Annotated in this window: 19 protein-coding genes and 1 pseudogene; 9 read left to right on the top strand and 11 right to left on the bottom strand. The window is 72.8% G+C overall.

Annotation, left to right across the window (positions count from 1 at the left end):
• Positions 1-10 precede the first annotated feature (10 nt).
• The 3 genes from ACWCV3_RS27110 to ACWCV3_RS27100 all read left to right on the top strand — a co-directional run bounded on the left by ACWCV3_RS27110 (position 11) and on the right by ACWCV3_RS27100 (position 3,487).
• A complete protein-coding gene (locus ACWCV3_RS27110) occupies positions 11-766 on the top strand; it encodes an enoyl-CoA hydratase/isomerase family protein (protein ID WP_451229382.1) in 756 nt (251 codons plus the stop codon).
• Positions 767-844: 78 nt separating this feature from the next.
• Complete coding sequence (locus ACWCV3_RS27105) at positions 845-964, top strand: LPFR motif small protein (RefSeq protein WP_451229379.1); 120 nt, start codon at positions 845-847, stop codon at positions 962-964.
• A 93-nt stretch (positions 965-1,057) separates the two neighbouring features.
• Positions 1,058-3,487 (top strand): Tex family protein, encoded by a 2,430-nt coding sequence (locus ACWCV3_RS27100; protein ID WP_451229376.1) that lies wholly within the window; start codon positions 1,058-1,060, stop codon positions 3,485-3,487.
• A 53-nt stretch (positions 3,488-3,540) separates the two neighbouring features.
• Here the strand turns inward: ACWCV3_RS27100 and ACWCV3_RS27095 are convergent, their stop codons facing one another.
• The 3 genes from ACWCV3_RS27095 to ACWCV3_RS27085 form a co-directional block, all read right to left on the bottom strand.
• Positions 3,541-5,181, bottom strand: a complete 1,641-nt coding sequence (locus tag ACWCV3_RS27095; protein WP_451229373.1) for an ABC-F family ATP-binding cassette domain-containing protein — start codon at positions 5,179-5,181, stop codon at positions 3,541-3,543.
• 401 nt (positions 5,182-5,582) lie between these two features.
• On the bottom strand, positions 5,583-6,410 hold the full coding sequence (locus ACWCV3_RS27090) for an MOSC domain-containing protein (RefSeq protein WP_451229370.1): 828 nt from the start codon (positions 6,408-6,410) through the stop codon (positions 5,583-5,585).
• Positions 6,411-6,472: 62 nt separating this feature from the next.
• Positions 6,473-8,416 (bottom strand): Xaa-Pro dipeptidyl-peptidase, encoded by a 1,944-nt coding sequence (locus tag ACWCV3_RS27085; protein ID WP_451229367.1) that lies wholly within the window; start codon positions 8,414-8,416, stop codon positions 6,473-6,475.
• Between the two features lie 173 nt (positions 8,417-8,589).
• On the opposite strand from ACWCV3_RS27085, the gene ACWCV3_RS27080 reads away from it, so the two are divergent.
• On the top strand, positions 8,590-10,080 hold the full coding sequence (locus tag ACWCV3_RS27080; RefSeq protein WP_451229364.1) for a M1 family metallopeptidase: 1,491 nt from the start codon (positions 8,590-8,592) through the stop codon (positions 10,078-10,080).
• A 185-nt stretch (positions 10,081-10,265) separates the two neighbouring features.
• Here the strand turns inward: ACWCV3_RS27080 and ACWCV3_RS27075 are convergent, their stop codons facing one another.
• The 3 genes from ACWCV3_RS27075 to ACWCV3_RS27065 are packed head-to-tail and all read right to left on the bottom strand — an operon-like array spanning position 10,266 to position 13,153.
• Positions 10,266-11,162, bottom strand: coding sequence for a PfkB family carbohydrate kinase (locus ACWCV3_RS27075; protein ID WP_451229361.1), 897 nt, complete (start codon positions 11,160-11,162; stop codon positions 10,266-10,268).
• On the bottom strand, positions 11,159-11,644 hold the full coding sequence (locus tag ACWCV3_RS27070; RefSeq protein ID WP_451229358.1) for a macro domain-containing protein: 486 nt from the start codon (positions 11,642-11,644) through the stop codon (positions 11,159-11,161). Before ACWCV3_RS27070 ends, ACWCV3_RS27075 begins: the two co-directional genes overlap by 4 nt.
• 42 nt (positions 11,645-11,686) lie before the next feature.
• On the bottom strand, positions 11,687-13,153 hold the full coding sequence (locus tag ACWCV3_RS27065; RefSeq protein ID WP_451229355.1) for an amino acid permease: 1,467 nt from the start codon (positions 13,151-13,153) through the stop codon (positions 11,687-11,689).
• A 196-nt stretch (positions 13,154-13,349) separates the two neighbouring features.
• On the opposite strand from ACWCV3_RS27065, the pseudogene ACWCV3_RS27060 reads away from it, so the two are divergent.
• A pseudogene (locus ACWCV3_RS27060) lies at positions 13,350-14,086 on the top strand (MerR family transcriptional regulator).
• Between the two features lie 200 nt (positions 14,087-14,286).
• Here the strand turns inward: ACWCV3_RS27060 and ACWCV3_RS27055 are convergent.
• From ACWCV3_RS27055 to ACWCV3_RS27045, 3 genes are read right to left on the bottom strand one after another with little or no spacing between them, the layout of a single operon-like run.
• Entirely contained in the window at positions 14,287-16,461 is a 2,175-nt protein-coding gene (locus tag ACWCV3_RS27055) for a 3-hydroxyacyl-CoA dehydrogenase NAD-binding domain-containing protein (protein ID WP_451229352.1), read from the bottom strand.
• A gap of 41 nt (positions 16,462-16,502) precedes the next feature.
• Positions 16,503-17,717 carry an acetyl-CoA C-acetyltransferase gene (locus ACWCV3_RS27050; RefSeq protein WP_451229349.1) on the bottom strand — a complete coding sequence of 405 codons (1,215 nt, stop codon included), beginning with the start codon at positions 17,715-17,717 and terminating at the stop codon, positions 16,503-16,505.
• A 22-nt stretch (positions 17,718-17,739) separates the two neighbouring features.
• The gene (locus tag ACWCV3_RS27045; protein ID WP_451229346.1) at positions 17,740-18,867 is read right to left on the bottom strand and encodes a CaiB/BaiF CoA transferase family protein; all 1,128 of its coding nucleotides are present in this window, start codon (positions 18,865-18,867) and stop codon (positions 17,740-17,742) included.
• Between the two features lie 221 nt (positions 18,868-19,088).
• Here ACWCV3_RS27045 and ACWCV3_RS27040 point away from each other — a divergent pair, with 221 nt between their 5' ends.
• Positions 19,089-20,273 carry a saccharopine dehydrogenase family protein gene (locus ACWCV3_RS27040; RefSeq protein ID WP_451229343.1) on the top strand — a complete coding sequence of 395 codons (1,185 nt, stop codon included), beginning with the start codon at positions 19,089-19,091 and terminating at the stop codon, positions 20,271-20,273.
• A gap of 232 nt (positions 20,274-20,505) precedes the next feature.
• Here the strand turns inward: ACWCV3_RS27040 and ACWCV3_RS27035 are convergent, their stop codons facing one another.
• Entirely contained in the window at positions 20,506-21,258 is a 753-nt protein-coding gene (locus ACWCV3_RS27035) for an endonuclease V (RefSeq protein ID WP_451229340.1), read from the bottom strand.
• Positions 21,259-21,300: 42 nt separating this feature from the next.
• Here ACWCV3_RS27035 and ACWCV3_RS27030 point away from each other — a divergent pair, with 42 nt between their 5' ends.
• Entirely contained in the window at positions 21,301-21,597 is a 297-nt protein-coding gene (locus ACWCV3_RS27030; protein ID WP_451229337.1) for a YciI family protein, read from the top strand.
• A 12-nt stretch (positions 21,598-21,609) separates the two neighbouring features.
• Here ACWCV3_RS27030 and ACWCV3_RS27025 read toward each other — a convergent pair whose 3' ends face one another.
• Positions 21,610-21,939: a plasmid stabilization protein gene (locus ACWCV3_RS27025; protein WP_451229334.1), complete on the bottom strand. Its 330-nt coding sequence runs from the start codon at positions 21,937-21,939 to the stop codon at positions 21,610-21,612.
• Positions 21,940-22,147: 208 nt separating this feature from the next.
• Between ACWCV3_RS27025 and ACWCV3_RS27020 the strand changes: the two genes are divergently transcribed.
• Together ACWCV3_RS27020 and ACWCV3_RS27015 are read left to right on the top strand one after the other, a co-directional pair.
• Positions 22,148-22,564 carry an SsgA family sporulation/cell division regulator gene (locus ACWCV3_RS27020; protein ID WP_451229332.1) on the top strand — a complete coding sequence of 139 codons (417 nt, stop codon included), beginning with the start codon at positions 22,148-22,150 and terminating at the stop codon, positions 22,562-22,564.
• 303 nt (positions 22,565-22,867) lie between these two features.
• Positions 22,868-24,493 carry an ABC-F family ATP-binding cassette domain-containing protein gene (locus ACWCV3_RS27015; protein WP_451229329.1) on the top strand — a complete coding sequence of 542 codons (1,626 nt, stop codon included), beginning with the start codon at positions 22,868-22,870 and terminating at the stop codon, positions 24,491-24,493.
• Positions 24,494-24,550: the final 57 nt, after the last annotated feature.

Below are 24,550 nucleotides of genomic sequence, written 5' to 3'. Positions count from 1 at the left end.
CATCCGCCGCATGGAGCCCGAGCTGTCGCACACCGTCACCGACCGCGTCGCCACCGTCGTCATCCGCAACCCCGCCAAGCGCAACGCCATGACGGCCGCGATGTGGCGGGCGCTGCCCCCGCTGCTGGCGGAGCTGGCCGCCGATCCCGAGGTGCGCGCGCTGGTGCTCGGCGGGGAGGGCGGGACCTTCTGCGCGGGCGCGGACATCTCCACGCTGCGGGGCTCGCCCGCCGAGGCGCAGGGTCTCGCGGTGGCCGCCGAGGAGGCGCTGGCCGCGTTCCCCAAGCCGGCCATCGCCGCGGTCCGGGGTCACTGCGTGGGCGGCGGCGCCCAGCTCGCGGCCGCCTGCGATCTCCGGCTGGCGGAGGAGGGCGCGCTGTTCGGAGTGACCCCGGCGCGGCTCGGCATCGTCTACCCCGCCTCCTCCACCCGTCGTCTGGTGTCCCTGGTCGGCCCGGCCACCGCCAAGCACCTCCTCTTCACGGCCGAGCTCATCGGCACCGACCGCGCCCTGCGCACCGGCCTGGTGGACGAGGTGCTCCCGCGGGGCAAGCTGGACGAGCGCGTCGCCGCCCTCACCGCCACCCTGACCGTCCGCTCCCTGCTCACCCAGGCCGCCGCCAAGGAGTACGCCGACGGCCGCACCGACCGCGACGCCCACTGGACCGCCCAGGCCCTCGCCTCCACCGACGCCGAGGAGGGCGTGACCGCCTTCCTGGAACGCCGGGAGCCCCGCTTCGCCTGGGGCGTGCCCACGACCGGGTGAACGGGCCGGGCGTGACGGTCCGTACGCGGGGTATCCGGTCCGGACCGGGCGACCCGCCGGGTGGATTGGAGTTCTCTCATGTTCCGTGCCATCGCCGATGTCCTGCGTCAGATCGGCGGAGCCATCGCCACTGTCGTCACCCTGCCGTTCCGGGCGCTCGCCCGGTTGTTCGGCGGGGCCTCCAGCAGCCGCGCCTGACCCGGGGCGCCCGGTGCGCCCTGTCGTCGCCGGGCCCGTACCACCTGCCACAATTGCCGCGCAACGGTAAGCATCAGAAGGCGGTACGGGATCGTGACGACACCCCTCACAGGGTCCATCGAAAGCAGGATCGCCGGGGAACTCGGCGTACGGGAGCGGCAGGTGAAGGCCGCGGTCGAGCTGCTGGACGGCGGCTCGACAGTGCCCTTCATCGCCCGCTACCGCAAGGAGGCGACCGAACTCCTGGACGACGCGCAGCTCCGCACCGTCGAGGAGCGGCTGCGGTACCTGCGCGAACTGGAGGAGCGCCGAAGCGCGATCCTGGAATCGGTGCGCGAGCAGGGCAAGCTCACCGGTGAACTGGAGGAGCGCATCCGGGGCGCCGAGACCAAGGCGCGCCTGGAGGACATCTACCTCCCCTACAAGCCGAAGCGGCGCACCAAGGCGCAGATCGCCCGGGAGGCCGGTCTCGAGCCGCTGGCCGAGGGGCTGCTGAACGACCCGTCGGTGGAACCGGCGTCTGCCGCGGCCGCGTTCGTGGACGCCGACAAGGGTGTCGCGGACGCGCAGGCCGCGCTGGAGGGCGCGCGGGCGATCCTGACGGAGCGGTTCTCCGAGGACGCCGACCTGATCGGCGAGCTGCGCGAGCGGATGTGGACGCGCGGCCGGCTGGCCGCAAGGGTCCGGGACGGCAAGGAGGAGGCGGGCGCCAAGTTCGCCGACTACTTCGACTTCACCGAGCCGTTCACCGCGCTCCCCTCGCACCGGATCCTGGCGATGCTGCGCGGCGAGAAGGAGGAGGTCCTCGACCTCGTCCTGGAACCGGAGGAGCCGACGGAGGGCCGGTCTTCGTACGAGGGGATCATCGCGGGCCGGTTCGGCATCGCGGACCGGGGCCGTCCCGGTGACAAGTGGCTGACCGACACGGTCCGCTGGGCCTGGCGCACCCGGGTGCTGGTGCATCTCGGCATCGACCTCAGGCTGCGGCTGCGTACGGCCGCCGAGGACGAGGCGGTCGACGTGTTCGCCGCCAACCTGCGGGACCTGCTGCTGGCCGCCCCGGCCGGCACCCGCGCCACGCTGGGCCTGGACCCCGGTTTCCGTACCGGGGTGAAGGTGGCCGTGGTGGACGCGACCGGCAAGGCCGTCGCCACCGATGTGATCTACCCGCACGTGCCCGCCAACAAGTGGGACGAGGCGATCGCCAGGCTGGCCCGGCTGGCCGAGGAGCACACGGTCGACCTGGTCGCCATCGGCAACGGCACCGCCTCCCGTGAGACGGACAAGCTGGCCACCGAGCTCATCGCCCGGCACCCGGAGTTGGACCTCACGAAGGTGATGGTCTCGGAGGCGGGTGCGTCGGTGTACTCGGCGTCGGAGTACGCCTCCCGTGAACTGCCCGGTATGGACGTGTCGTTGCGTGGCGCTGTCTCCATCGCCCGGCGTCTGCAGGACCCGCTGGCGGAGCTGGTGAAGATCGACCCGAAGTCGATCGGTGTCGGCCAGTACCAGCACGACCTGTCCGAGGTGAAGCTGTCCCGCTCGCTGGACGCGGTGGTCGAGGACTGTGTGAACGGCGTCGGCGTGGACGTCAACACCGCGTCCGTACCGCTGCTTTCACGGGTGTCCGGCATCTCCGCCACGCTGGCCGAGAACATCGTGGCGCACCGCGACGAGAACGGGCCGTTCGCCTCGCGCGCGGAGCTGAAGAAGGTGTCCCGGCTGGGCCCGAAGGCGTACGAGCAGTGCGCGGGATTCCTGCGCATCCGGGGCGGCACCGACCCCCTGGACTCCTCCAGCGTGCACCCGGAGGCGTACCCGGTGGTGCGGCGGATGGTGAAGGCCACGGGGCAGGAGGTGGCCTCGCTGGTCGGCAACACCGGGGTGCTGCGCTCGCTGCGGGCCGACGACTTCGTGGACGACACCTTCGGTCTGCCGACCGTGTCCGACATCCTGAGGGAACTGGAGAAGCCGGGGCGCGATCCGCGTCCGGCGTTCAGGACGGCCACCTTCAAGGAGGGCGTGGAGAAGATCTCCGACCTGTCCGCCGGGATGGTGCTGGAGGGCGTGGTGACGAACGTGGCCGCCTTCGGCGCGTTCGTGGACATCGGCGTCCACCAGGACGGTCTGGTCCACGTGTCCGCGATGTCGAAGACGTTCGTCAAGGACCCGCGGGACGTCGCCAAGCCGGGTGACATCGTCAAGGTGAAGGTCCTGGACGTGGACATCCCGCGCAAGCGGATCGCGCTGACGCTGCGGCTGGACGACGAGGCGGCCCCGCAGGAGCGCGGCGGCCCCCGGCAGCAGCGGGGCGGCGGTGCCCGCCCGCCCCAGCAGCGGCAGGGCCAGGGCGGTCAGGGCCGGCGTCAGGGCGGTGGCCAGGGCGGACAGGGCGGACAGGGCCGTGGGGGCGGTGGCGGCAAGGACCGGGGCGGCCGTCCCGCCCCGGCGCCGTCCAACAGCGCCATGGCGGACGCCCTGCGCCGCGCGGGTCTGGTCGACCCCGGCAAGGGCAGCCGCTGACCCCTGCCCGCCTCTCCGGCCCGGCTTCGCGAAGCCGGGCCGGAGAGGCGGGTTCAGCGTTCGGTCACCCTGCCGTCCGCGATCTCCAGACGGCGGTTCACCTTGATCGCGTCCAGCATGCGCCGGTCGTGGGTGACCAGCAGGAGCGTGCCCTCGTAGGCGTCGAGCGCCGACTCCAGCTGCTCGATGGCGGGCAGGTCGAGGTGGTTGGTCGGCTCGTCCAGCACCAGGAGGTTGACGCCCCGGCCCTGGAGCAGGGCGAGGGCGGCGCGCGTGCGCTCGCCGGGCGAGAGGGACGCGGCCGGACGCAGGACGTGGTCGGACTTGAGACCGAACTTGGCGAGCAGCGTGCGTACTTCGACCGGCTCGGTGTCCGGGACGGCCGCCTGGAAGGCGTCGAGCAGCGACTCCGAGCCGTGGAACAGCTTGCGGGCCTGGTCGACCTCGCCGACCAGCACGCCGGAACCCAGCGTGGCGTCGCCGCGGTCCAGCGCAACCCGGCCGAGCAGCGCGCCGAGCAGGGTGGACTTGCCCGCGCCGTTGGCCCCGGTGACCGCGATCCGGTCGGCCCAGTCGATCTGGAGCGAGACCGGGCCGAAGGTGAAGTCACCGCGCCGGACCTCGGCGTCCCGGAGGGTGGCCACCACGGCGCCGGAGCGGGGGGCCGCGGCGATCTCCATGCGCAGCTCCCACTCCTTGCGCGGCTCCTCCACCACGTCCAGGCGCTCGATCATCCGCTGGGTCTGCCGGGCCTTGGCCGCCTGCTTCTCGCTGGCCTCGCTGCGGAACTTGCGGCCGATCTTGTCGTTGTCGCCGCCCGCCTTGCGCCGGGCGTTCTTGACGCCCTTGTCCATCCAGGAGCGCTGCGTCTGCGCCCGGTCCTGGAGGGCGGCACGCTTGTCGGCGTACTCCTCGTAGTCGTCCCGGGCGTGCCTCCGGGCCACGTCCCGCTCCTCCAGGTAGGCCGCGTAGCCGCCGCCGTAGAGGTTGATCTGCCGCTGGGCCAGGTCGAGTTCGAGGACCTTGGTGACGGTTCGGGTGAGGAACTCTCGGTCGTGGCTGACGACGACGGTGCCCGCGCGCAGGCCGGTGACGAAGCGTTCCAGCCGCTCCAGGCCGTCGAGGTCGAGGTCGTTGGTGGGCTCGTCCAGCAGGAAGACGTCGTAGCGGGAGAGCAGCAGGGAGGCGAGTCCGGCGCGGGCGGCCTGGCCCCCGGAGAGGGAGGTCATGGGCCGGTCGAGGCCCACGGCGAGGCCGAGGGTGCCGGTCACGTCCTCGGCGCGTTCGTCGAGGTCCGCTCCGCCCAGGTTCAGCCAGCGGTCCAGCGCGGTGGCGTACGCGTCGTCGGCGCCGGGGAGGCCGTCGACCAGGGCCTGGGTGGCCTCGTCCATGGTCCGCTGCGCCTCGGCGACGCCGGTGCGGCGGGCCAGGAAGTCGCGCACGCTCTCGCCCTCCCTGCGCTCCGGCTCCTGCGGGAGGTGGCCGACGGTCGCGGTCGGCGGGGAGAGCCGCAGCTCGCCCTCCTCGGGCGTGGTGAGCCCGGCGAGGATCCTGAGCAGCGTGGACTTGCCCGCGCCGTTGGCGCCGACCAGCCCGATCACGTCACCGGGTGCGACGACGAGGTCGAGCCCGGTGAAGAGGGAGCGGTCGCCGTGGCCGGCGGCGAGGTTCTTGGCGACGAGGGTGGCAGTCATCAGGACGCCGATCTTAGTCACGGACCAAAGCCCCCCGGACCGCTGCCACCGGCGCCCCGCCCGGGGTACGACCTCGACCGCGGCGGACGCCACGGCACCGGTCCCTTCCGTTTCCACGGCCGGGTCCACCGGGCCGCCCTCACCGCGCTGTCGCTGCCCCGCCTCGCCGGGTGCTGCTCGTCGGGCCCCCGCGTCGGCCTCCTCGCCAACTCGCGGCCGCCCTGAGCGGGATCGGCATCGGCGCGGACGTCACGGCGGACGCCACCGACACCGCCCGAGGACGGTCAGGGGCGAGGCGTACGTCCTGGCGCGGGGGGCCCGCTGTCCAGCCGCTGCCTGTGGACCGGCCCGTCCGGCGGCGGGCGTACGCGCGGTCGAGGGCGTGCGGGCCGTACGGCGGCCTACCTCTCCGACTCCCCCCACTCGGCGACCACCACCTCGTCCCCCACCGACACCTTGCCGGGGCGCAGCACGGCGTACTTCACCCCGAGGACGACCCCGCCCCCGGCGGCGCGGCGGTAGCCGGCGAGGGTACGCAGGGGTTCGGGGCCCGAGCGGGCGGCGGTCTCCTGGTCGACCGTGGTGACGGCGCAGCGGACGGCGAGCTTGGTGTAGCCGAGTTCGGCCGAGCCGAGGGTGAGGTGGTGGGCGCGGTCCTCGGTGTGCGGCTCGGGCCAGCCGTCGACGACGATGTTGGGGCGGAAGCGGTTCATCGGCAGCGGTTCCGCACCGCGTTCCCCGAGCTTCTCGTTCAGCAGGCCGAGCGTGGCGCGGGAGACGAGGTGCACGGCGGAACTGTCGGCGTACCCGGAGGTGCCCGGTGTCCTGCCGTCGGTCACCCGGTCGTGGTCGGGCGGTACGCGGACCAGCCGGCTGGGCGCGCCGAGCACCGAGGACAGCCAGTCGGCCACCGTGCCGCCCTGGTCGATCCCCCGGTAGGCGACGCCGAACAGTTCGACGGGGCGTGCGGGGCCGGAGGCGTCGACGTCGATGGCCAGCGGCTCGAAGCCGTCCGTCCGGAGGGTGAGGCGGGTGCCGTCGTGGGTGATGCCGGGCCGGATCAGGGTCAGCCGGGGGTCGCGCCGCTGGGTGCGGAACACGCCCTCCTCGCTGACCACCATGAAGCTCCGGTCGTGCGTCAGTCCGGCGGGTGTCAGCCGCGCCTGGCCGACGGGCACGCCGGCGCAGCCTTTGACGGGGTAGTACGTCAGCTCGGTGACGACAGGCATGTGCACTCCGACCGGTGGACTGGGCGAGGGTGTGATCGTCCCACCCCCGCCCGGTCCGGTGTCTACCGCTCCGCGTCCTCGGCGCAGCCGTCGCCGTGGCCCGCCGGGCAGCGCGGGGTACCGACGACGGTGAGCGTGCGCCGCGCGGGCGCCGCGGTGGTGGCGCGGTCCAGCGCGGCCGGGCCGCCGGCGAGCGGGATGCGGGCGGTGGTGCGGGCGAGGTCGAGCGTGAGGGTGGGGCGGGTGGCGGGAGGTTCGACGAGGTCCTTGTCGGTGCCCGCGACGATCAGGGCCAGCCGGTGGCCCCTGGGCACGACGTGGTCGGTGGCGGCGAGGTCGAGGGTCATCGTGTAGGCGCGGCCGGGGGTGAGGGGGACGCCCTTGGCGAGGGAGGCGTGGTGGCCGAGGTCGGCCCAGCCCCGGCTGACGACGGTGGCGTCCACGTCGGCCGTCCTGGCGGCGGTGGCCCTGAAGCAGGCGCTGTCGCCGGCCGTGCTCGCGCCGAAGCAGGTGCGTCCGGTGAGGGTGGTGATGCCCTCGCCGGCGTCGGCGTAGTCGCGGATGGTGTCGGGGCCGAGGTCGACCAGGACCGCGGAGAGGTGGGCGCCGGTGGTGCTCGGGGTGGCGGTGACGGTCACCCTGGAGGAGCCGGAGATCCGCAGCGGGCCGGCCAGCGAGGGGGTGACGAAGGCGGCCTTGTCGGGCGTGGGCCTGGTGAGCTCGGCCGCCCAGTCGGTCTCGCTCCGGCTCGGGTCGTCGGTGAACGTCTCGGTGCCGGTGGCCCGGTGCCGGCCCAGGGTGCCGACGCCGGGCGTGCTGCCGCGGGCCGGGTACAGCGCGGTGGTCCGGGTGTCGCGTGGGGGCCAGACCGCGGAGGTGGTCCACTGGTCGGGGTGGCGCTCGATGTCGGCCATGGGCTCGCGGTCGATGCCGTTGTCGTAGCCGAGGAGTTCGTGGTCGAACCAGCGGTGCAGGGTGTCGACCCAGGCGCCGCGCCGGTAGTCGAAGGGGTCGACGTGGCCGGTCTGGGAGAGCCAGATCTTGCGCTCCACACCGTGCCGCGCGAGTGCGTCCCACCACTGGCCGACGTGCTTGGTGCGGACGTTGAGGTCCTGCATGCCGTGCACCAGGAACACGCTGGCGCGGACCTTGCCCGCGTCCTTCACGTAGTCCCGCTCGGTCCACAGCCGGGTCCAGTCGCCCGAGTCGGGGCTGCCGTCGGCGAGTCGCCTCTGTACGGCGGCGCAGTGGGCCTGGTCGCTCTCCACGTACCCGGCGAGTTCGTCGGGCCCGCCGTCGTAGAGCTGGGCGCCCTGGGCGAAGTAGTAGTCGTACCAGGAGGAGATGCCGCTGATCGGGACGATGGTCCTGAGGTTCGGTACGCCGGTTGCCGCGACGCCGTTGGCGATGGTGGCGTCCCAGCTCTTGCCGATCATGCCGGTGGCGCCGTCGGTCCAGCTCGCCTTCACCGAAGTACCGCCGGTCCGGGCGGTGTAGGCGCGGGCCCGGCCGCCGAGCCAGTCCACGACCGCCTTGGCGGAACCGATGTCGGAGCGTCCGCCGACGTCCACGCAGCCGTCACTGCGGTTGGTGCCGGCGAGGTCGACGCCGACGAAGGCGTAGCCGCGCGGCACGAAGTAGTTGTCGTAGAAGAGCGGCATCTGCACGACGTGCCCCTGCGCGTCGTACGTCTTGCGCTGGCTCTCGTTGCCGCGGCCGCAGCAGGAGTAGTAGGGGCTGGCGTCCATGATGACGGGCACCTTGCGGCCCTGCCGGGCGGGCTCGGCCGGGCGGACGATGTCGGCTGCCACGCGGTCGGTGCGGCCGTCGCCGTCCCCGTCCAGTCCGGTGTCCACCCAGACGGACTCCCGGACCGCGTCGGCGTACGAGTAGACGGGCCTGCTCTCGCGCGGTGCCGCCTGGGCGGCGGCCGGGGCGAGGAGGACGGCCGTCAGCGCACCGACGGCCAGGACCGCGAGGGTTCTCCAGAGCGAGCGAATCGGCATGGACGGACGCTACCCCCGGCAACTCCCGTGCAGAAGAGGGCCTTTCGGCGCTCACCGGGACGCGTGACGGCTGAATGGCGATCGTGTGACCGCAAGGGTCGTGGACACGCCAGGAGCGGCCGGGACTGAATGGGCTCCGAACAGACTTCCTGTCCAGAAGACTTGGAGCTGACGTGCACCGCAGAATCCTCGCGCCGAGCGCCCTCGCGGCCGCCTCCCTCCTGCTGGCGATCCCGGCATCGGCCGCGGCCTTCGCCCCTGGCGCGCCGGGCATCGGCGACCCCTACTACCCGAAGTACGGCAACGGCGGATACGACGTCTCGCACTACGACCTGCGGCTGAAGTACCAGCCGAGGACGGACGAGCTGCAGGGCACCGCGACCATCCTGGCGACGGCCACGCAGGACCTGTCCAGCTTCGACCTGGACTTCCTGCTGGACGTCAGCGAGGTGCGGGTCGGCGGCGTCAAGGCCGCGTTCACCACGTCGGGCGAGCACGAACTGGTGGTCACGCCGAGGACCCCGCTGACCAGGGGCACGCAGGTCACCGTGGTCGTCCGCTACAGCGGGGTGCCGTCCACCAAGAGCGCCTACGGGTTCTCCACCTGGCACCGCACCCCGGACGGCGCCATCGCGGCGGACGAGCCGGAAGCGGCCTGGTGGTGGTTCCCGAGCAATGACCACCCCGGCGACAAGGCCACCTACGACGTGTCGGTGGCGGTACCGGACGGCACCCAGGCGATCTCCAACGGCACGCTGGCGTCGACCAGTTCGAAGCTGGGCTGGACCCGCTACAACTGGCGCCAGGACAAGCCCCAGGCGACCTACCTGGCCACCCTCGCGCTCGGCCGCTTCGACATCACCACCTCCACCTCCGAGGGCGGGGTCCCGGTCGTCAACGCGTACAGCAAGAACCTCGGCGCGAACGACGGGGCGGCGCGGGCGAGCGTGGAGCGTACCGGTGAGCTGGTGGACTGGCTGAGCGGCTGTTTCGGGCCGTATCCGTTCTCCTCGGCGGGCGGCTACGTCCCCGACACCACCACCGGGTACGCGCTGGAGACACAGACCCGCGTCTACTACAGCCCCAGGCAGTTCGCGGCCGGCTCCAACACCTCGGTGGTCGTGCACGAACTGGCCCACCAGTGGTACGGCGACGACGTGTCGCTCAAGGGCTGGAAGGACATCTGGATCAACGAGGGTTTCGCCCGGTACGCGCAGTGGCTCTGGTCCGAGCACGAGGGCGAGGGCACCACCCGCGAGCTGGCGGACTACGTGTACGCCTCGCACCCGGCCGGCGACCCGTTCTGGACCGTCAAGCCCGGTGACCCCGGCCCCGACGCCCAGTTCGACCTCGCCGTCTACGACCGGGGCGCGCTGGCCGTGCAGGCGCTGCGCGAGGAGATCGGGGACGACGCCTTCTTCGCCCTGCTGAAGGGATGGCCGAGGCAGCACGCCTACGGCAACGCCTCGGTCGCCGACTTCCAGAAGTACGCGGAGCAGGTGTCCGGCAAGCCGCTGGCGGCGCTCTTCGACACCTGGCTGTTCCAGCCGTCGAAGCCGGACACGCGGGGCTCCGCCTCGTCGCCCCGGCCGCTCGCGGCGAGGATCGCGCAGCCGGAGTCGTGGAAGAGGATCGAGGCGACGAACGACGTGCACGCGCACTGAGCCCCGGATGCCTCGGGATGCCCAAGGGCTGTCCCGTGATCCCCGGCGGGCGCGCGTCGACAGCTACGGCGCCTCGCCGCGTTGTCGGATCGCCCGCATACGTCCGGTATGAGGGCGGCCCTCCGCCTTGCGATGCACCGCGTCTGCCGCCGTGCGCTGATCCACCGGGGATTGCGGGACAGCCCTCAGGCCGTGACGGTCTCCTCCCCCAGGAGGCCGTCACGGCCCATCGCGTCGGTGCGGGTGGCGGGGACGGTGCAGGCGTACGCGCCCGCGAGGGCGCCGTAGCGGGCGCAGCGCTCGGGCGGCTCCCCGGCGAGGCGGCCGTAGAGGAAGGCGGCTGCGAAGGCGTCGCCGGCTCCGTTGGAGTCGACCACGGGGGCGGGCGGGGCCGCGGGCGGGACGTGGGTCAGTACGCCGTCGGCCAGCAGATGGGCGCCTTCGGCTCCCGCCGTCGCGACGACCACCCGGGCCCGGCCGCGTTCGGCCGTCCGGCGCATCGTGCGCTCGGGGTCGCAGAGCGCGGCGGCGGAGAGGAAGACCACGTCGGCGGCGAGGGCGTACGGCTCGTGGTACGGGTTCTCGCCGTCCCAGTCGTGCAGGTCCGTGGAGAGCGGCACGCCTGTTTCCCGGAGCAGGGGCAGGGCCTCGGCGCAGGGCTGGGTGATGGTCACGTGGACGTGCCGGGCGGCCGCCGCGAGGGGACGCAGCACCTCGTCGGGGAAGCGGTCGCCGGGGCGGGCGCGGCTGGTGTCGTACAGCGAGAGGCGGCGGCCGTCGGGGCCGACCAGGTTCACGGCGCGCCTGGTTCCGGCGGGCTGGGGCAGCGCGGTCAGGGCGATGCCGCGGTCCCGGTGCAGCGCCCGGACGAGGTCGCCCTCGGGGTCGTCGCCGATCAGGTCGAGATGGTGGACGTCGAGGCCGAGCGCGGCCAGGCCCAGCGCGACGAAGTCGCCGGTCTGCCCGGCGCGGGTGTGCACTCCGGTGTCGACGGGATAGCTGTCGGCGAAGGGCAGCGGCAGCTCGGGCACGCGGACGACGGTGTCCACCCCGGCTCCGCCCAGCACAAGCACGTCGGTCATGCGCCCTCCCCGTGGTCGTACACGGTCACGGGGATGCCCCGCCCCGCCAGCCGCCCGGCGACGAGCGGCTCCACGAGCGACCACTCGCCGCCCGCCAGGCCACAGCCTATGCGGGGCATGTGCACGGAGGCACCGAGTGGGACCACCTGGCCGGCGAGGCGGCCGAGCGCGGTGTCGATCGCCTCGTACCGCACCGGGACGCCCTTGCCGCGCCCCCTGATGCCGTGCTGGCCGATCATGTTGGCCACCCACAGGCGCGGGCCGACCTCGACGAGCCGGACGGCGCCCAGTGCGAAGTCGTTCGCCGCCCGCCCCCTGTACCAGGCGCGGTAGGCCGCTTCGGGCTCCGGCCAGCGCTCGGACAGCGCGGAGACGAAGCCCCTCCCCCAGCCGCCGATGTCGTTGCACACATGGGCGATCACCCTGGCGCCCCGCGCACATGGCGCGGTGGCGTCACCCCGGACATAAATGATCTCCGACACGACGCCACCGTAAGGGCTGCCACTGACAGTGGCCGTGAACTGCTAGTCCGTGAGGTCGGCCAGCTCCCGCTCCGCGTTCGCGCTGACGCGGCGGCGGACGCCGAACCAGCCGGCGACCAGCAGGACCGCGATCAGCGGGATCAGGTACAGGGTGCGGCGGCCCACCTCGGGGTCGTTCCACATCATGCCGAGACAGACCAGCAGGAAGGCGATGGTGACGATCTCGGTGACCGGGCTGAACCTGAGCCGGAACCGCGGCCGGGTGACCAGGCCCGCGCGGGCGCGGCGGACGAAGATCACATGGCAGACCATGATGATCACCCAGGTGCTGATGATGCCGAGGGAGGCCACGTTCAGCACGATCTCGAACGCCTGGCTGGGAACGAGGTAGTTCAGGCCGACGCCGAGCACGCAGACCGCGCAGGTCAGCAGGATGCCGCCGTAGGGGACCTGGCTGCGGTTCATCCGGGCGGTGAACTTCGGCGCGGAACCGGCCGTGGCCATGGAGCGCAGGATGCGGCCGGTGGAGTACAGGCCGGAGTTCAGCGAGGACATGGCGGCGGTGAGCACCACGAGGTTCATCACGTCGCCGGCCGCCGGGATGCCGACCTTGGACAGGACGGTCACGAACGGGCTCTGGTCGGCGGAGTACACCGAGCCGGGCAGCAGCAGGGCGAGCAGCACCACGGAGCCGACGTAGAACACGCCGACACGCCACATGATGGAGTTCACCGCGCGCGGGACGACCTTCTCGGGTTCGGCGGTCTCACCGGCGGCGACGCCGACCAGTTCGAGCGCGGCGTACGCGAAGATCACGCCCTGCATCACGAGGACGACGGGCATCATGCCGTGCGGGAAGACCCCGCCGTGGTCGGTGATGAGGCTGACGCCGGGCTGGTGTCCGCCCACGTCGTGCTGGGTTGCCAGCAGGAAGATGCCGATGAGCATGAAGCCCACCAGGGTGGCGACCTTGATGATCGCGAACCAGAACTCCATCTCGCCGAAGATCTTCACCGAGATCAGGTTCACGGCGAGCACCACGGCCAGCGCGACGAGTGCCAGCACCCACTGCGGTATGGAGGTGAACATGCTCCAGTAGTGCGTGTAGAGCGCGATCGCGGTGATGTCGGCGATGCCGGTGGTCGACCAGTTCAGGAAGTACATCCAGCCGGCGACGTAGGCGCCCTTCTCACCGAGGAACTCGCGCGCGTACGACACGAAGGACCCGGAGGACGGGCGGTACAGGACCAGCTCGCCAAGCGCCCGGACCACGAAGAAGGCGAAGACGCCGCAGACCAGGTAGGCCAGGGCGAGCGCGGGGCCCGCGTTGTGCAGGCGTCCGCCCGCTCCGAGGAACAGGCCGGTGCCGATGGCGCCGCCGATGGCGATCATGTTGACGTGGCGGGCCTTGAGGTCCTTGCTGTAACCGGCGTCGCCCGCGTCCGCGGGCGTCTGGGCCGCTTGCGTGGGGGCAGCGGCCGGGGCCGAGTCGACGGCGTCCTTGCTCACGGGTCGGTTCCACTCTCTGGTACTCCCGGACCACGAGGGACCGGTTCCTTACAGGGCGGCCCGCCGCACGATCGTGTCGCGGTACAGACCAAGGCAGCAGCTTCCCAGAGAGATCAACCGGTATGCGGTTGTCCACGTCACAGAGCGGCACTTCTCACATGACCTTCGCGGCTTTCACACTCCTGCTGCGACAGCGATACTGCTGCGATGACGACCGAGGCCGAGGACCCCACCCTCACCATCGACGAGCTGGCCGCGCGGTCCGGCGTCACCGTGCGCACGGTGCGTTTCTACGGCACCCGCGGTCTGCTCCCGCCCCCCGAGATAGGCCCCCGCAGGGTCGGCCGGTACGGCCGTGAGCACCTGGCCCGGCTGGCACTGATCGAGGAGCTGCGGCAGCAGGGGATGACGCTGGCGGCGATCGAGCGGTACATCAGCCGGCTCCCGGCCGATCTCACCGCCCAGGACCTCGCGGTGCACCGGGCCGTCGTCTCCTCCTGGGCCCCGGAGGCGGTGGAGACGGTCGGCCGCGCCGAGCTGGACCGCCGCGCGGGGCGCCGGCTGACCGAGGACGACGTACGGCGGCTCACGGCCATGGACGTCCTGGCACCCGGCGGGGCGGACGACGTCCACCGTGTCGACTCCGGTCTGCTGCGCCTCGCCGTGCAGCTCCTGGACCTCCCCTTCTCCCAGGAGGTCATCCTGGCCGCCCGCACCACTCTCCTCGAGCACTCCCGCGCCGCCGCCCGCGAGCTCTCCTCCCTGCTACGCGACGCGGTCCCGGAACACACCCCGAAGGACGTCCGCACCCTCTCCGCCCACATGCAGCCCCTGGTCGTCCAGGCCCTCCTGACCACGTTCCAGCGCTCGCTGCGCCAGGAGGTCAGGGAGTGGCTGGGGGACGAGCAGGAGCGCGGCCACGAGGACCGGTAGGGGCCCGGATCGCGCCCCGGCGGTGGAGCCCGGGCGGAGGACCACCGAGACGGTGACCGCGGCACCCCGCGGCGGAAGCCGCACCGCGCCCACGCCCGCCGGGGGCGGCACCCGCAGGAGACGACGGCGCACGTCCGCCCGGGCCGCGAGAGGGGCGCCCTCCGGGAGCCCGGCCCCGGAAAGCGCCCCTCGCGAGGATCTCAGCGCGCGTCGGTGAAGGTCTCGCCCTTCTCCGCCTTCTCGACGAGCAGCGCCGGAGGCGTGAAGCGGTCGCCGTAGCGGTCCGCCAGTTCGCGCGAGCGGGCCACGAAGCCGGGCAGGCCGCCTTCGTAGCCGTTGATGTACTGGAGTACGCCGCCGGTCCAGCCGGGGAAGCCGATGCCGAGGATGGAGCCGATGTTGGCGTCGGCGACGGAGGTGAGGACGCCCTCCTCCAGGAGGCGGACGGTGTCGAGTGCCTCGGCGAAGAGCATCCGCTCCCGCATGTCCTCGAACGGGATCTCGTACCCCGGCTTGGTGAAGTGCTCGCGCAGACCGGGCCAGAGGGCGGCGCGCCTGCCGTCCTCGTAGTCGTAGAAGCCGCCGCCGCCGCTGCGGCCGGGCCGGCCGAACTCGTCGACCAGGCGGTCCACGACCTCGTCGGCGGGGTGCGGGGTCCAGGTGCCGCCCGCCTCCTCCACGGCCCGCCGGGTCTCCGCGCGGATCTTGCGCGGGAGGGTGAGGGTCAGCTCGTCCATCAGGGACAGGACCTTGGCGGGGTAGCCCGCCTGGGCCGCCGCCTGCTCCACCGAGGCCGGCTCGATGCCCTCGCCGACCATCGCCACGCCCTCGTTGATGAAGTGGCCGATCACCCGCGAGGTGAAGAAGCCGCGCGAGTCGTTGACCACGATCGGCGTCTTGTTGATCTGCCGGACCAGGTCGAAGGCACGGGCCAGCGCCTCGTCCCCGGTGCGCTCGCCCCTGATGATCTCGACCAGCGGCATCTTGTCGACCGGCGAGAAGAAGTGCAGTCCGATGAAGTCGCCCTGGCGCTCGACGCCCTCGGCCAGCGCGGTGATGGGCAGCGTGGACGTGTTGGAGCAGAGCAGCGCGTCCGGCTCGACGACGGACTGGATCTCCTGGAACACCTTGTGCTTGAGCGCGGTGTCCTCGAAGACCGCCTCGATCACCACGTCGCAGCCCGCGAGGTCGGCCGCTTCGGCGGCCGGGGTGATCCGGGCCAGCAGGGCGTCGGCCTTCTCCTGGGAGGTGCGGCCCTTGGCGACGGCCTTCGCGCACAGCTTCTCGGAGTAGCCCTTGCCCTTGGCGGCCGCCTCCAGCGAGACGTCCTTGAGGACGACCTCGATCCCCGCGCGGGCGCACGAGTAGGCGATGCCGGCGCCCATCATGCCCGCGCCGAGCACGGCCACCCTGCGGACCTCGCGCGGCTCGATGCCCCGGGGGCGGTTGGCGCCGGAGTTGACGGCCTGGAGGTCGAAGAAGAACGCCTGGATCATGTTCTTCGCGGTCTGTCCGGCGGCCAGCTCCACGAAGTACCGGGCCTCGATGACCTGCGCGGTCTCGAAGTCGACCTGGGCGCCCTCGATGGCGGCGGCGAGGATGCCGCGCGGCGCCGGGTAGGGCGCGCCGTTGGTCTGCTTGCGCAGCGAGGCCGGGAAGGCGGGCAGGTTGGCGGCGAACTTCGGGTTGGCCGGGGTGCCGCCGGGGATCTTGTAGCCCGGCTCGTCCCAGGGCTGCCGCGACTCGGGGTGGGCGTCGATGAAGGCGCGGGCCCGGGCGGTGAGCTCCTCCGGCGTCCGGACCACCTCGTGCACGAGCCCGTTGTCCAGCGCGCGGCGCGGGTTGTACTGGGTGCCCTGGAGCAGCACCTTCAGCAGCGCGTCGGTGATCCCGAGCAGCCGGACGGTACGGGTGACGCCGCCACCGCCGGGGAGCAGGCCGAGGGTGACCTCGGGGCAGCCGATGCGGGAGCCGGGGGCGTCCAGAGCGATCCGGTGGTGGCAGGCGAGGGCGATCTCGAAGCCGCCGCCGAGGGCCGCGCCGTTGATCGCGGCGACCACGGGCACGCCGAGGGTCTCGATGCGGCGCAGGTTCCGCTTGATCGCGAGGCCGCCGTCGAAGAGGTCCTGGGCGGTGTCGGGGGTGACCCGGATCAGGTCGCGCAGGTCGCCGCCCGCGAAGAAGGTCTTCTTCGCCGAGGTGAGGATGACGCCCCGGACCGACTCCTTCTCGGCCTCCAGCCGGTCGGTGATCACGGCGAGGGACTCGCGGAACGCCTGGTTCATGGTGTTCGCGGACTGGCCGGGGTCGTCGAGGACGAGGGTGACGACACCGGTGTCGTCCTGCTCCCAGCGGATGGTGGTGCTCTCGGTCATGACAGTCGTCTCCGTAGAAGTCGCTTGGTTCCGCCGGGAGTTCAGACGCGCTCGATGATCGTGGCGATGCCCATGCCGCCACCGACGCACAGGGTGGCCAGGCCGTGACGCTTGTCCTGGCGCTCCAGTTCGTCCACGAGGGTGCCGAGGATCATCGCGCCGGTGGCGCCGAGGGGGTGGCCGAGGGCGATGGCGCCGCCGTTGACGTTGACCTTGTCCAGGGACAGGCCCATGTCCTTGACGAAGCGCAGGACGACGGCGGCGAACGCCTCGTTGATCTCGACCAGGTCGATGTCGTCGATGGTCAGCCCGGCCTTGGCGAGCGCCTTGCGGGTGGCGGGGGCCGGGCCGGTGAGCATGATGGTGGGCTCGGAGCCGGAGACGGCGGCGGAGACGATCCGGGCGCGGGGGGTGAGCCCGTACCGCTCCCCCACCTCGCGGGAGCCGATGGCGACCAGGGAGGCTCCGTCCACGATGCCGGAGGAGTTGCCCGCGTGGTGGACGTGGTCGATCTTCTCCACCCAGTGGTACTTCTGCAGCGCGACCGCGTCGAACCCGCCCAGCTCGCCGATGTCGGCGAAGGACGGCTTGAGACCGGCGAGGGAGTCGGCGGTGGTGCCGGGGCGGGGGTGCTCGTCGTGGTCGAGGACGGTCAGGCCCGCACGGTCCTTGACCGGGACCACCGAGCGCTCGAAGCGGCCCTCCTTCAACGCGTGGGCGGCGCGCTCCTGGGACAGGGCCGCGTACTCGTCGACGTCGCGGCGGCTGAAGCCCTCGATGGTGGCGATGAGGTCGGCGCCGATGCCCTGCGGGACGAAGTTGGTGGCGAGGTTGGTCATCGGGTCGTTGAACCAGGCGCCGCCGTCCGAGGCCATCGGCACCCGGGACATCGACTCGACACCGCCCGCCAGCACCAGGTCCTCCCAGCCGGAGCGGACCTTGGCGGCGGCGGTGTTGACAGCCTCCAGACCCGAGGCGCAGAAGCGGTTCTCCTGTACGCCCGCCACGGTGTCCGGCAGTCCGGCGGCGACGGCGGCGATGCGGGCGATGTCGGAACCCTGGTCGCCGACGGGGCCGACGACCCCGAGCACGATGTCGTCGATGGCGGCCGGGTCCAGACCGGGGAAGCGGGCGCGGATCTCGTGGATCAGGCCGACGACCAGGTCGATCGGCTTGGTGCCGTGCAGCGCGCCGTTGGCCTTGCCTCGGCCGCGCGGGGTGCGGATCGCGTCGTACACAAACGCTTCGGTGGTCACTGGTGTGCCTTTCGGGAGGGTGTCAGGCGGTGGCTTCTGGGAGGTCCCAGTCGCGGGCCACGTCCTCGGCGCCGGTGCCGGGCAGGGCGGGGCCGGTGCGGACGCGCGTGGGGGTGGCGGAGAAGCGCGGGGCGGGGGCGGGCTGGACCAGTCCGTCGTGCTCGGTGAAGGTGCCGCGGGCGGCCAGGTGGGGATGGCCCGGCGCTTCGCGCAGGCTCAGCACGGGGGCCACACAGGCGTCGGTGCCCTCGAAGCGGGCCGTCCACTCGGCACGCGTACCGGACTTGAAGCGGGCGGCCACCCGCTCGCGCAGCTCGGGCCAGCGGGCCGGGTCGTGGTGGGCGCCGGTCAGGCCGTCGAGGTCGAGGAGGCGGAGGAACTCGGCGTAGAACCGGGGTTCCAGGGCGCCGACCGCCATGTACTTCCCGTCCGCGGTCTCGTAGGTGCCGTAGTAGGGGCAGCCGCCGTCCAGGAGGTTTGCGGCCCGGCGGTCCTGCCAGGCGCCCGCGGCGAGCATGCCGTGGATCATGGTGGAGAGGTGGGCGGTCCCGTCCACGATGGCGGCGTCCACCACCTGGCCGGTGCCGGTGGCGCGGGCGTGGTGCAGGGCGGCGAGGACACCGACGACGAGGTAGAGGGAGCCGCCCGCGTAGTCCCCGAGGAGGTTGGCGGGCAGGGCCGGGGGTTCTCCGGGGCGGCCGATCATGCCGAGGGTGCCGGTGACGGCGATGTAGGAGGCGTCGTGCCCGGCGCGGTCGGCGAGCGGGCCGTCCTGGCCCCAGCCGGTCATCCGGCCGTAGACCAGGCGGGGGTTGCGGGCGTGGCAGTCAGCGGGGCCGACGCCGAGGCGCTCGGCGACGCCGGGGCGGTAGCCCTCGATGAGGACGTCGGCGCGCCCGGCGAGGCCGAGCACGCGCGCGGGGCCGTCCGGGGCCTTGAGGTCGACCACGACGGAGCGCTTGTTGCGGTTGGTGACGTCGCACGCCGGGTCGATGCCGAGGCCGGGGCCGTCGGGGCGGTCCACCCGGACCACGTCGGCGCCCAGGTCGGCCAGGAGCATCGCGGCGAAGGGGCCGGGGCCGATGCCGGCCAGCTCGACCACCCGCACCCAGCTGAGCGGGCCGTGCCCGGGCGTCGTTGCCGTCGTCATGCCGTCATGCCCCCAAGCGCGTATGACACAAACGATGTAACACCGGTGATGCTAGGAATACCGTGCACCTGGCACAAGACCCGAACGAGCGGGCGCTTAGCGAAGTGCCCCGGTGCGCCCCGGTTCCCCGGGCGCACCGCACGGGGCGCCTGCCGGGCCCCGCACCGTTCACGCTAGCCTCGGCCCCCGACAGTCGCGCGGGCTGCACGGCAAGGAGTGTCATGAGCAGGATGAAATCAACCGACCGTCCCTACGACGTCGTGCTGTTCGGCGCCACCGGCTTCGTCGGCACGCTGACGGCGGAGTATCTCGCGGCGCACGCACCCGAGGGCCTGCGCTGGGCCGTCGCCGGCCGGAACACCGGCAGGCTGGAGGCGCTGCGCGAGCGGCTGCCCGGCGGCTCGGCCATCGGAGTGGTCCGCGCCGACGTGGGCGAGCCCGCCACCCTGCGGGCCCTCGCGGAACAGGCCCGCGTGGTGGCCTCCACCGTCGGTCCGTACATCACCTACGGCGAGGAACTGGTGGCCGCCTGCGCCGACAGCGGCACGGACTACCTCGACCTCACCGGCGAGCCCGAATTCGTGGACCTGATGTTCATCCGCCACGACGCCCGCGCCCGCGAGACCGGCGCCCGGCTGGTGCACGCCTGCGGTTTCGACTCCGTACCGCACGACCTGGGCGCCTATTTCACGGTGCGGCAGCTTCCCGAGGGCGTGCCGCTGCGGGTGGACGGCTTCGTCACGGCGGACGCCACCTTCTCCGGGGGCACGCTCGCCTCGGCGCTGAACCAGTTCGCGCGGGCCGGGAGCATGTGGGCTGCGGCCCGTGACCGGGCCCGGCACGAGCCGCGGCTGATGGGCCGCCGGGTGTCCGCCCCTACGGGCGCGCCCCGGTTCGCCGGGGAGGTCGGCGCCTGGGCGCTGCCGCTGCCCACCATCGACCCGCAGATCGTGCGCCGCTCCGCCACGTCCCTGGACCGCTACGGCCCCGACTTCCGCTACCGGCACTACGCGGCGGTCGAGCACCTCCCGGTCGCGGCGGCCGGGCTCGCGGGCGTGGGCGTCCTCGCGGTGGCGGCCCAGCTCGCCCCCGTCCGCTCCTGGCTCTCCGGCCGGCTCCAGCCCGGTGAGGGCCCGGACGCCGAGAAGCGCGCCCGGAGCTGGTTCCGCGTCCGTTTCGTCGGCGAGGGCGGCGGACGGCGCGTGTTCACCGAGGTCGCGGGCGGCGACCCCGGCTACGGGGAGACCGCGAAGATGTTCGCGGAGGCGGCCCTGTCCCTGGCGGCGGACGACCTCCCGGACCGCGCGGGCCAGCTCACCCCGGCCACCGCGATGGGTGACGCGCTGCTGGAACGGCTGCGGGCGGCGGGGATCGGGTTCCGGGTGGTGGCGGAGCGGAGCGTCTGAGGGAGAACCGGTTCCAGGACGGGATCACGGCCCCCTCCGCGATCATGTGGCTCGGCCCCGTGAACGCGACCGTCGAGTTCGAACCGGTGGGCGCCCACCCCGCCTGCCGCCGCCTCGGGCCGGCCCGCGCGGTGATGCTCCACGGCACGCACCCGGCCCGGGCGGCGGGAGCCACCCACGCGACGGCCGTCTGCCTGGGCGCGCCGGGCCGTCCCGGGGCGCGTGGGCTGTACTACGGACTCGGCTTCCGCGAGCTCTGCCGCGACGCGCCGCTGATCAAGCCGGGGCCCTGGGAGTCCCGGGTCTCCCGCAGCGCCCGCCTGCACAGCGCGTCCGCCCTGCGTGTCGTCTCCGGGAGGCGGTACCGCGGGGTCAGGGCCAGGGTGTGGGCGACGGCGGTCTCCAGGGACACCCGGTGGCCCACCGAGACGTACACCGGCTTGATCCCCGCCTGCGTGCGCAGGGCAGCGCCCACCTCCTCGCCGGCCTCCGCGAGCAGCGGGGCGGCGCTCCCGCGCGGCGCGGCGAGGGCGGGATGGGTGAAGAGGAAGGGGTTCTTGGCGACGCCCATCGTGGGCAGACCGGTCAGGACGCCGAGGTGGGCGGCCAGGCCGAAGCGGCGGGGGTGGGCGAGACCGTAGCCGTCGCACACGACCAGACCGGGCGGGCAGGGCAGCGCTTCCAGGGCCGCGCGTACGGCCGGCAGTTCACGGAAGGCGAGCAGTCCGGGGACGTAGGGGAAGGCGATCCGGCCGACGGCGGTCGCCTCGGCGACGACGGTGAGGGTGGCCGCGTCCAGGACCACGGCCGCCGCCGCGACCAGATCGTTCGCGTCGTCGTAGGCCACGTCCACGCCGGTGACATGTCCGGTGCCGGGCGGCGGACCGGACTCGTCGCGGACGACCAGGACGCGGAGCGCGTCCTGGACGGCGCGGGCCTCCTCCTCGGCGGCGGGCCAGTCGGCGGGAACCTGTGCGGCGATCATGGTGGCCCAGAGGATACCGGGCGCGGGGGTAGGCTCGTGATCATGTTCGTACTGGAGCTGACGTACACCGCCCCGCTCGACGCCGTCGACGCCGCCCTGACCGCTCATGTGACCTGGCTGGACGAGCAGTACGAGAAGGGGCTGTTCCTCGCCTCAGGCCGGAAGAACCCCCGTGACGGCGGGGTGATCCTGGCCGTCGCGGACAGCCGGGCACAGATCGAGGCGGTCGTCGCGACGGACCCGTTCGTCACGGCCGGGGTGTGCGAGTACCGCGTCACCGAGTTCACCGCGACGAAGACGGCGCCCGGACTGTCGCGGTACCGGCAGAACGCGGGCTGACCCCGCACCGGCTCACTTCTTCTCGTCCAGCGCGCGCCGGAGCTGCTCCTTGTTCATGCCGGAGCGGCCCTGGACGCCGCGCTGCCTGGCCTCGTCGTGGAGCTGGCCGTACGTGGGGCCCTGGGAGCCCCTGCCCGAGCGCCGGCCGCCGCGCTCCGAGGAGGACGTGTCCTGCGGCCAGGTGCGGCCGGCCGTCCTGGACTCGCCGGCGCGGGCACGCTCCTTGTCGACCGTGCGCGCGGCGATCTCCTCCGCGCGGTCCTCGCTCGCCCCCCGGTCCAGTTCGCTCTGCTTGATGTGCTCGTACTGCCGCTCACGCTTGGGGCTGGACCCGGCCGGCATGGTCGCTCCCTTCGTCACCCTGCGGGCCTTCGCAGGCTGTCCGGTACGCAGGCGAGTACCCGGATTCGGACCCGTTTCGCACCCCGCGATCGTGACCGAGGTCACTTGGTCAGGCTGTGCACGGAACGGGGACTTCCGTCGTCTCCTCCGGTGTCGGGCCGCCACCCGCCGAGAAGCAGTGTCCAGCCTTCCGAGGGAGCACAGGCTTTTGTCCACCGTGATCGAGGCAATCGTGGAGGCGCGACTGGTCGCCGCCGCGCCCCGCATGGCGAGCATTCCCGCAGCCCTGCACTACGACCGGCGCGACCCCTGGGCCGTCCGGATGACCTTCCCCGCCCCGGCCACCCTGGCCGGTGTGGAGGTGTGCTGGACCTTCTCCCGCGAACTGCTGTCCGCCGGCCTGCACGAACCGCAGGGGGAGGGAGACGTACGCGTGCGCCCCTACGGCTACGACCGGACGGTCCTGGAGTTCCACGCGCCGGAGGGCACAGCCGTGGTGCATGTGCGCTCGGGGGAGATCCGGCGTTTCCTGCGGGCGGCCGGGGAACTGGTCCCGGTGGGCCTGGAGCATCTGCAGCTCGACCTGGACCAGGGGCTGGCCGCGCTGATGCGGGACTCCGGCTGACCGGATCCCGCGGTTAATCGCGTTGACAGGCCTCACAGCCGTTCGTAGCGTGTACGGCGGTTCTGCTGCCGTCGATAGGAGAAGGACGTTGCTCGTCTGAGGTCATGAGACATCGCGTTCACACCGGTGAGGTGTGCGTGGCGTTCGACCTCGGCGTACGAGCCGTCTCTCAGGCACAGGCCCTTCTCCACCCGGCCCCCGGGCCCAGCTCTCCCGGCCCACTGCCTCCGGGCTTCCGGTTTCCGCCCCGCGGTGTCTCGTCAGCTCCCCGACCAGACCGCACCCGGCACCCGTGAGGCCCTCATGTCATCACCCGCGTCTTCCCTCTCCGCCACCTCCCTGACCTTCGCCTGGCCGGACGGCACCCCCGTCCTGGACGGCCTCGACATCTCCTTCGGCCCCGGCCGCACCGGGCTGGTCGGAGCCAACGGCTCGGGCAAGTCCACCCTGCTGAAACTGCTCTCCGGCGTACTCGTCCCGGCCGGCGGCACGGTCAGGGTGTCCGGCGAGATCGGCCTGCTCCCGCAGAACATCACCCTGGACACCGCCCTCCGCGTCGACGACGTCCTCGGCATCGCCGCCAAGCGGACGGCGCTGCACGCCATCGAGGCGGGCGACGCCTCGGAGGAGCACTTCGCGACCCTGGACGAGGACTGGGACGTGGAGGAACGCGCCCTGGTCACCCTGGGCGAACTCGGCCTCGGCCACATCGGCCTGGACCGCACGGTCGGCGAGGTCTCCGGCGGCGAGTCGGTACTGCTCCGACTGGCCGCGCTGCTGCTGCGCCGCCCGGACGTCCTGCTGCTGGACGAGCCCACCAACAACCTCGACCTGTACGCCCGCCGCCGGCTGTACGCGGCCGTGGCCTCCTGGCCCGGCGTCCTCGTCGTGGTCAGCCACGACCGCGAACTCCTGGACATGGTCGACCAGATCGCCGACCTCCGGGCCGGCGAGGTCGCCTGGTACGGCGGCAACTACTCCGCCTACGAGGAGGCCCTCGCCGTCGAACAGGATGCGGCCGAAAGGACGGTGCGCGCGGCGGAGGCCGATGTCCGCAGGCAGCGCCGCGAACTCACCGACGCCCATATGAAACTGGCCCGCCGCAAGCGGTACGGGCAGAAGATGTACGACTCCAAGCGCGAGCCGAAGATCGTGATGGGCGCCCGCAGACGCGCCGCCCAGGAGTCCGCGGGCAAGCACCGCATCATGCACGAGGAACGGCTCGCGGAGGCCCGGGAACGGCTGGACGAGGCGGTGGAGGCGGTCCGGGACGACGACGAGATCCGTGTCGACCTGCCGTACACCGCCGTGCCGGCGGGCAGGCAGGTGCTCACGCTGGAGAAGCTCCGGACGGTCCACGGGCCTTGCGTACCGGGCCTGCTGGACCTGCGGGGCCCGGAGCGGATCGCGCTCGTCGGGCGCAACGGGGCCGGGAAGACGACCCTGTTGCGGACGATCGCCGGGGAGCTGTCCCCGGTCGCCGGACTGGCCGAGGCCCACGTGCCGCTCCGCTTCCTGCCCCAGCGGCTCGACGTACTGGACGACGGGGCGACGGTCGCGGAGAACGTGGCCCGGTTCGCGCCGGGCGCCACGCCCAACCGGGTCCGCGCCCGGCTCGCCCGCTTCCTGTTCCGGGGCAAGCGGGCCGACCAGCCGGCCGGCACCCTCTCCGGCGGCGAACGCTTCCGGGCCGCGCTGGCCGCGCTGCTGCTGGCCGAACCCGCGCCGCAACTGCTGCTGCTGGACGAGCCGACCAACAACCTGGACATGGCGAGCGTGCGTCAGTTGACCTCGGCGCTGGAGTCGTACGAGGGTGCGCTGATCGTCGCCGGGCACGACCTGCCGTTCCTGGACTCCATCGGCATCACCCGCTGGCTGCTGGTGGCCGACGGGGAGTTGCGGGACGCCGCGCGGGAGGAGATCGGCTAGCCGGGCGAAGGACGACGGCCCGGCCGGGGTACTTACGCCCGCCTTAACCTACGGCTT

The sequence above is a fragment of the Streptomyces sp. NPDC001781 genome, from assembly GCF_053596035.1.
Note: the sequence above shows the minus strand (reverse complement) of the source record. Positions and strands in the feature narration are given on the sequence as shown.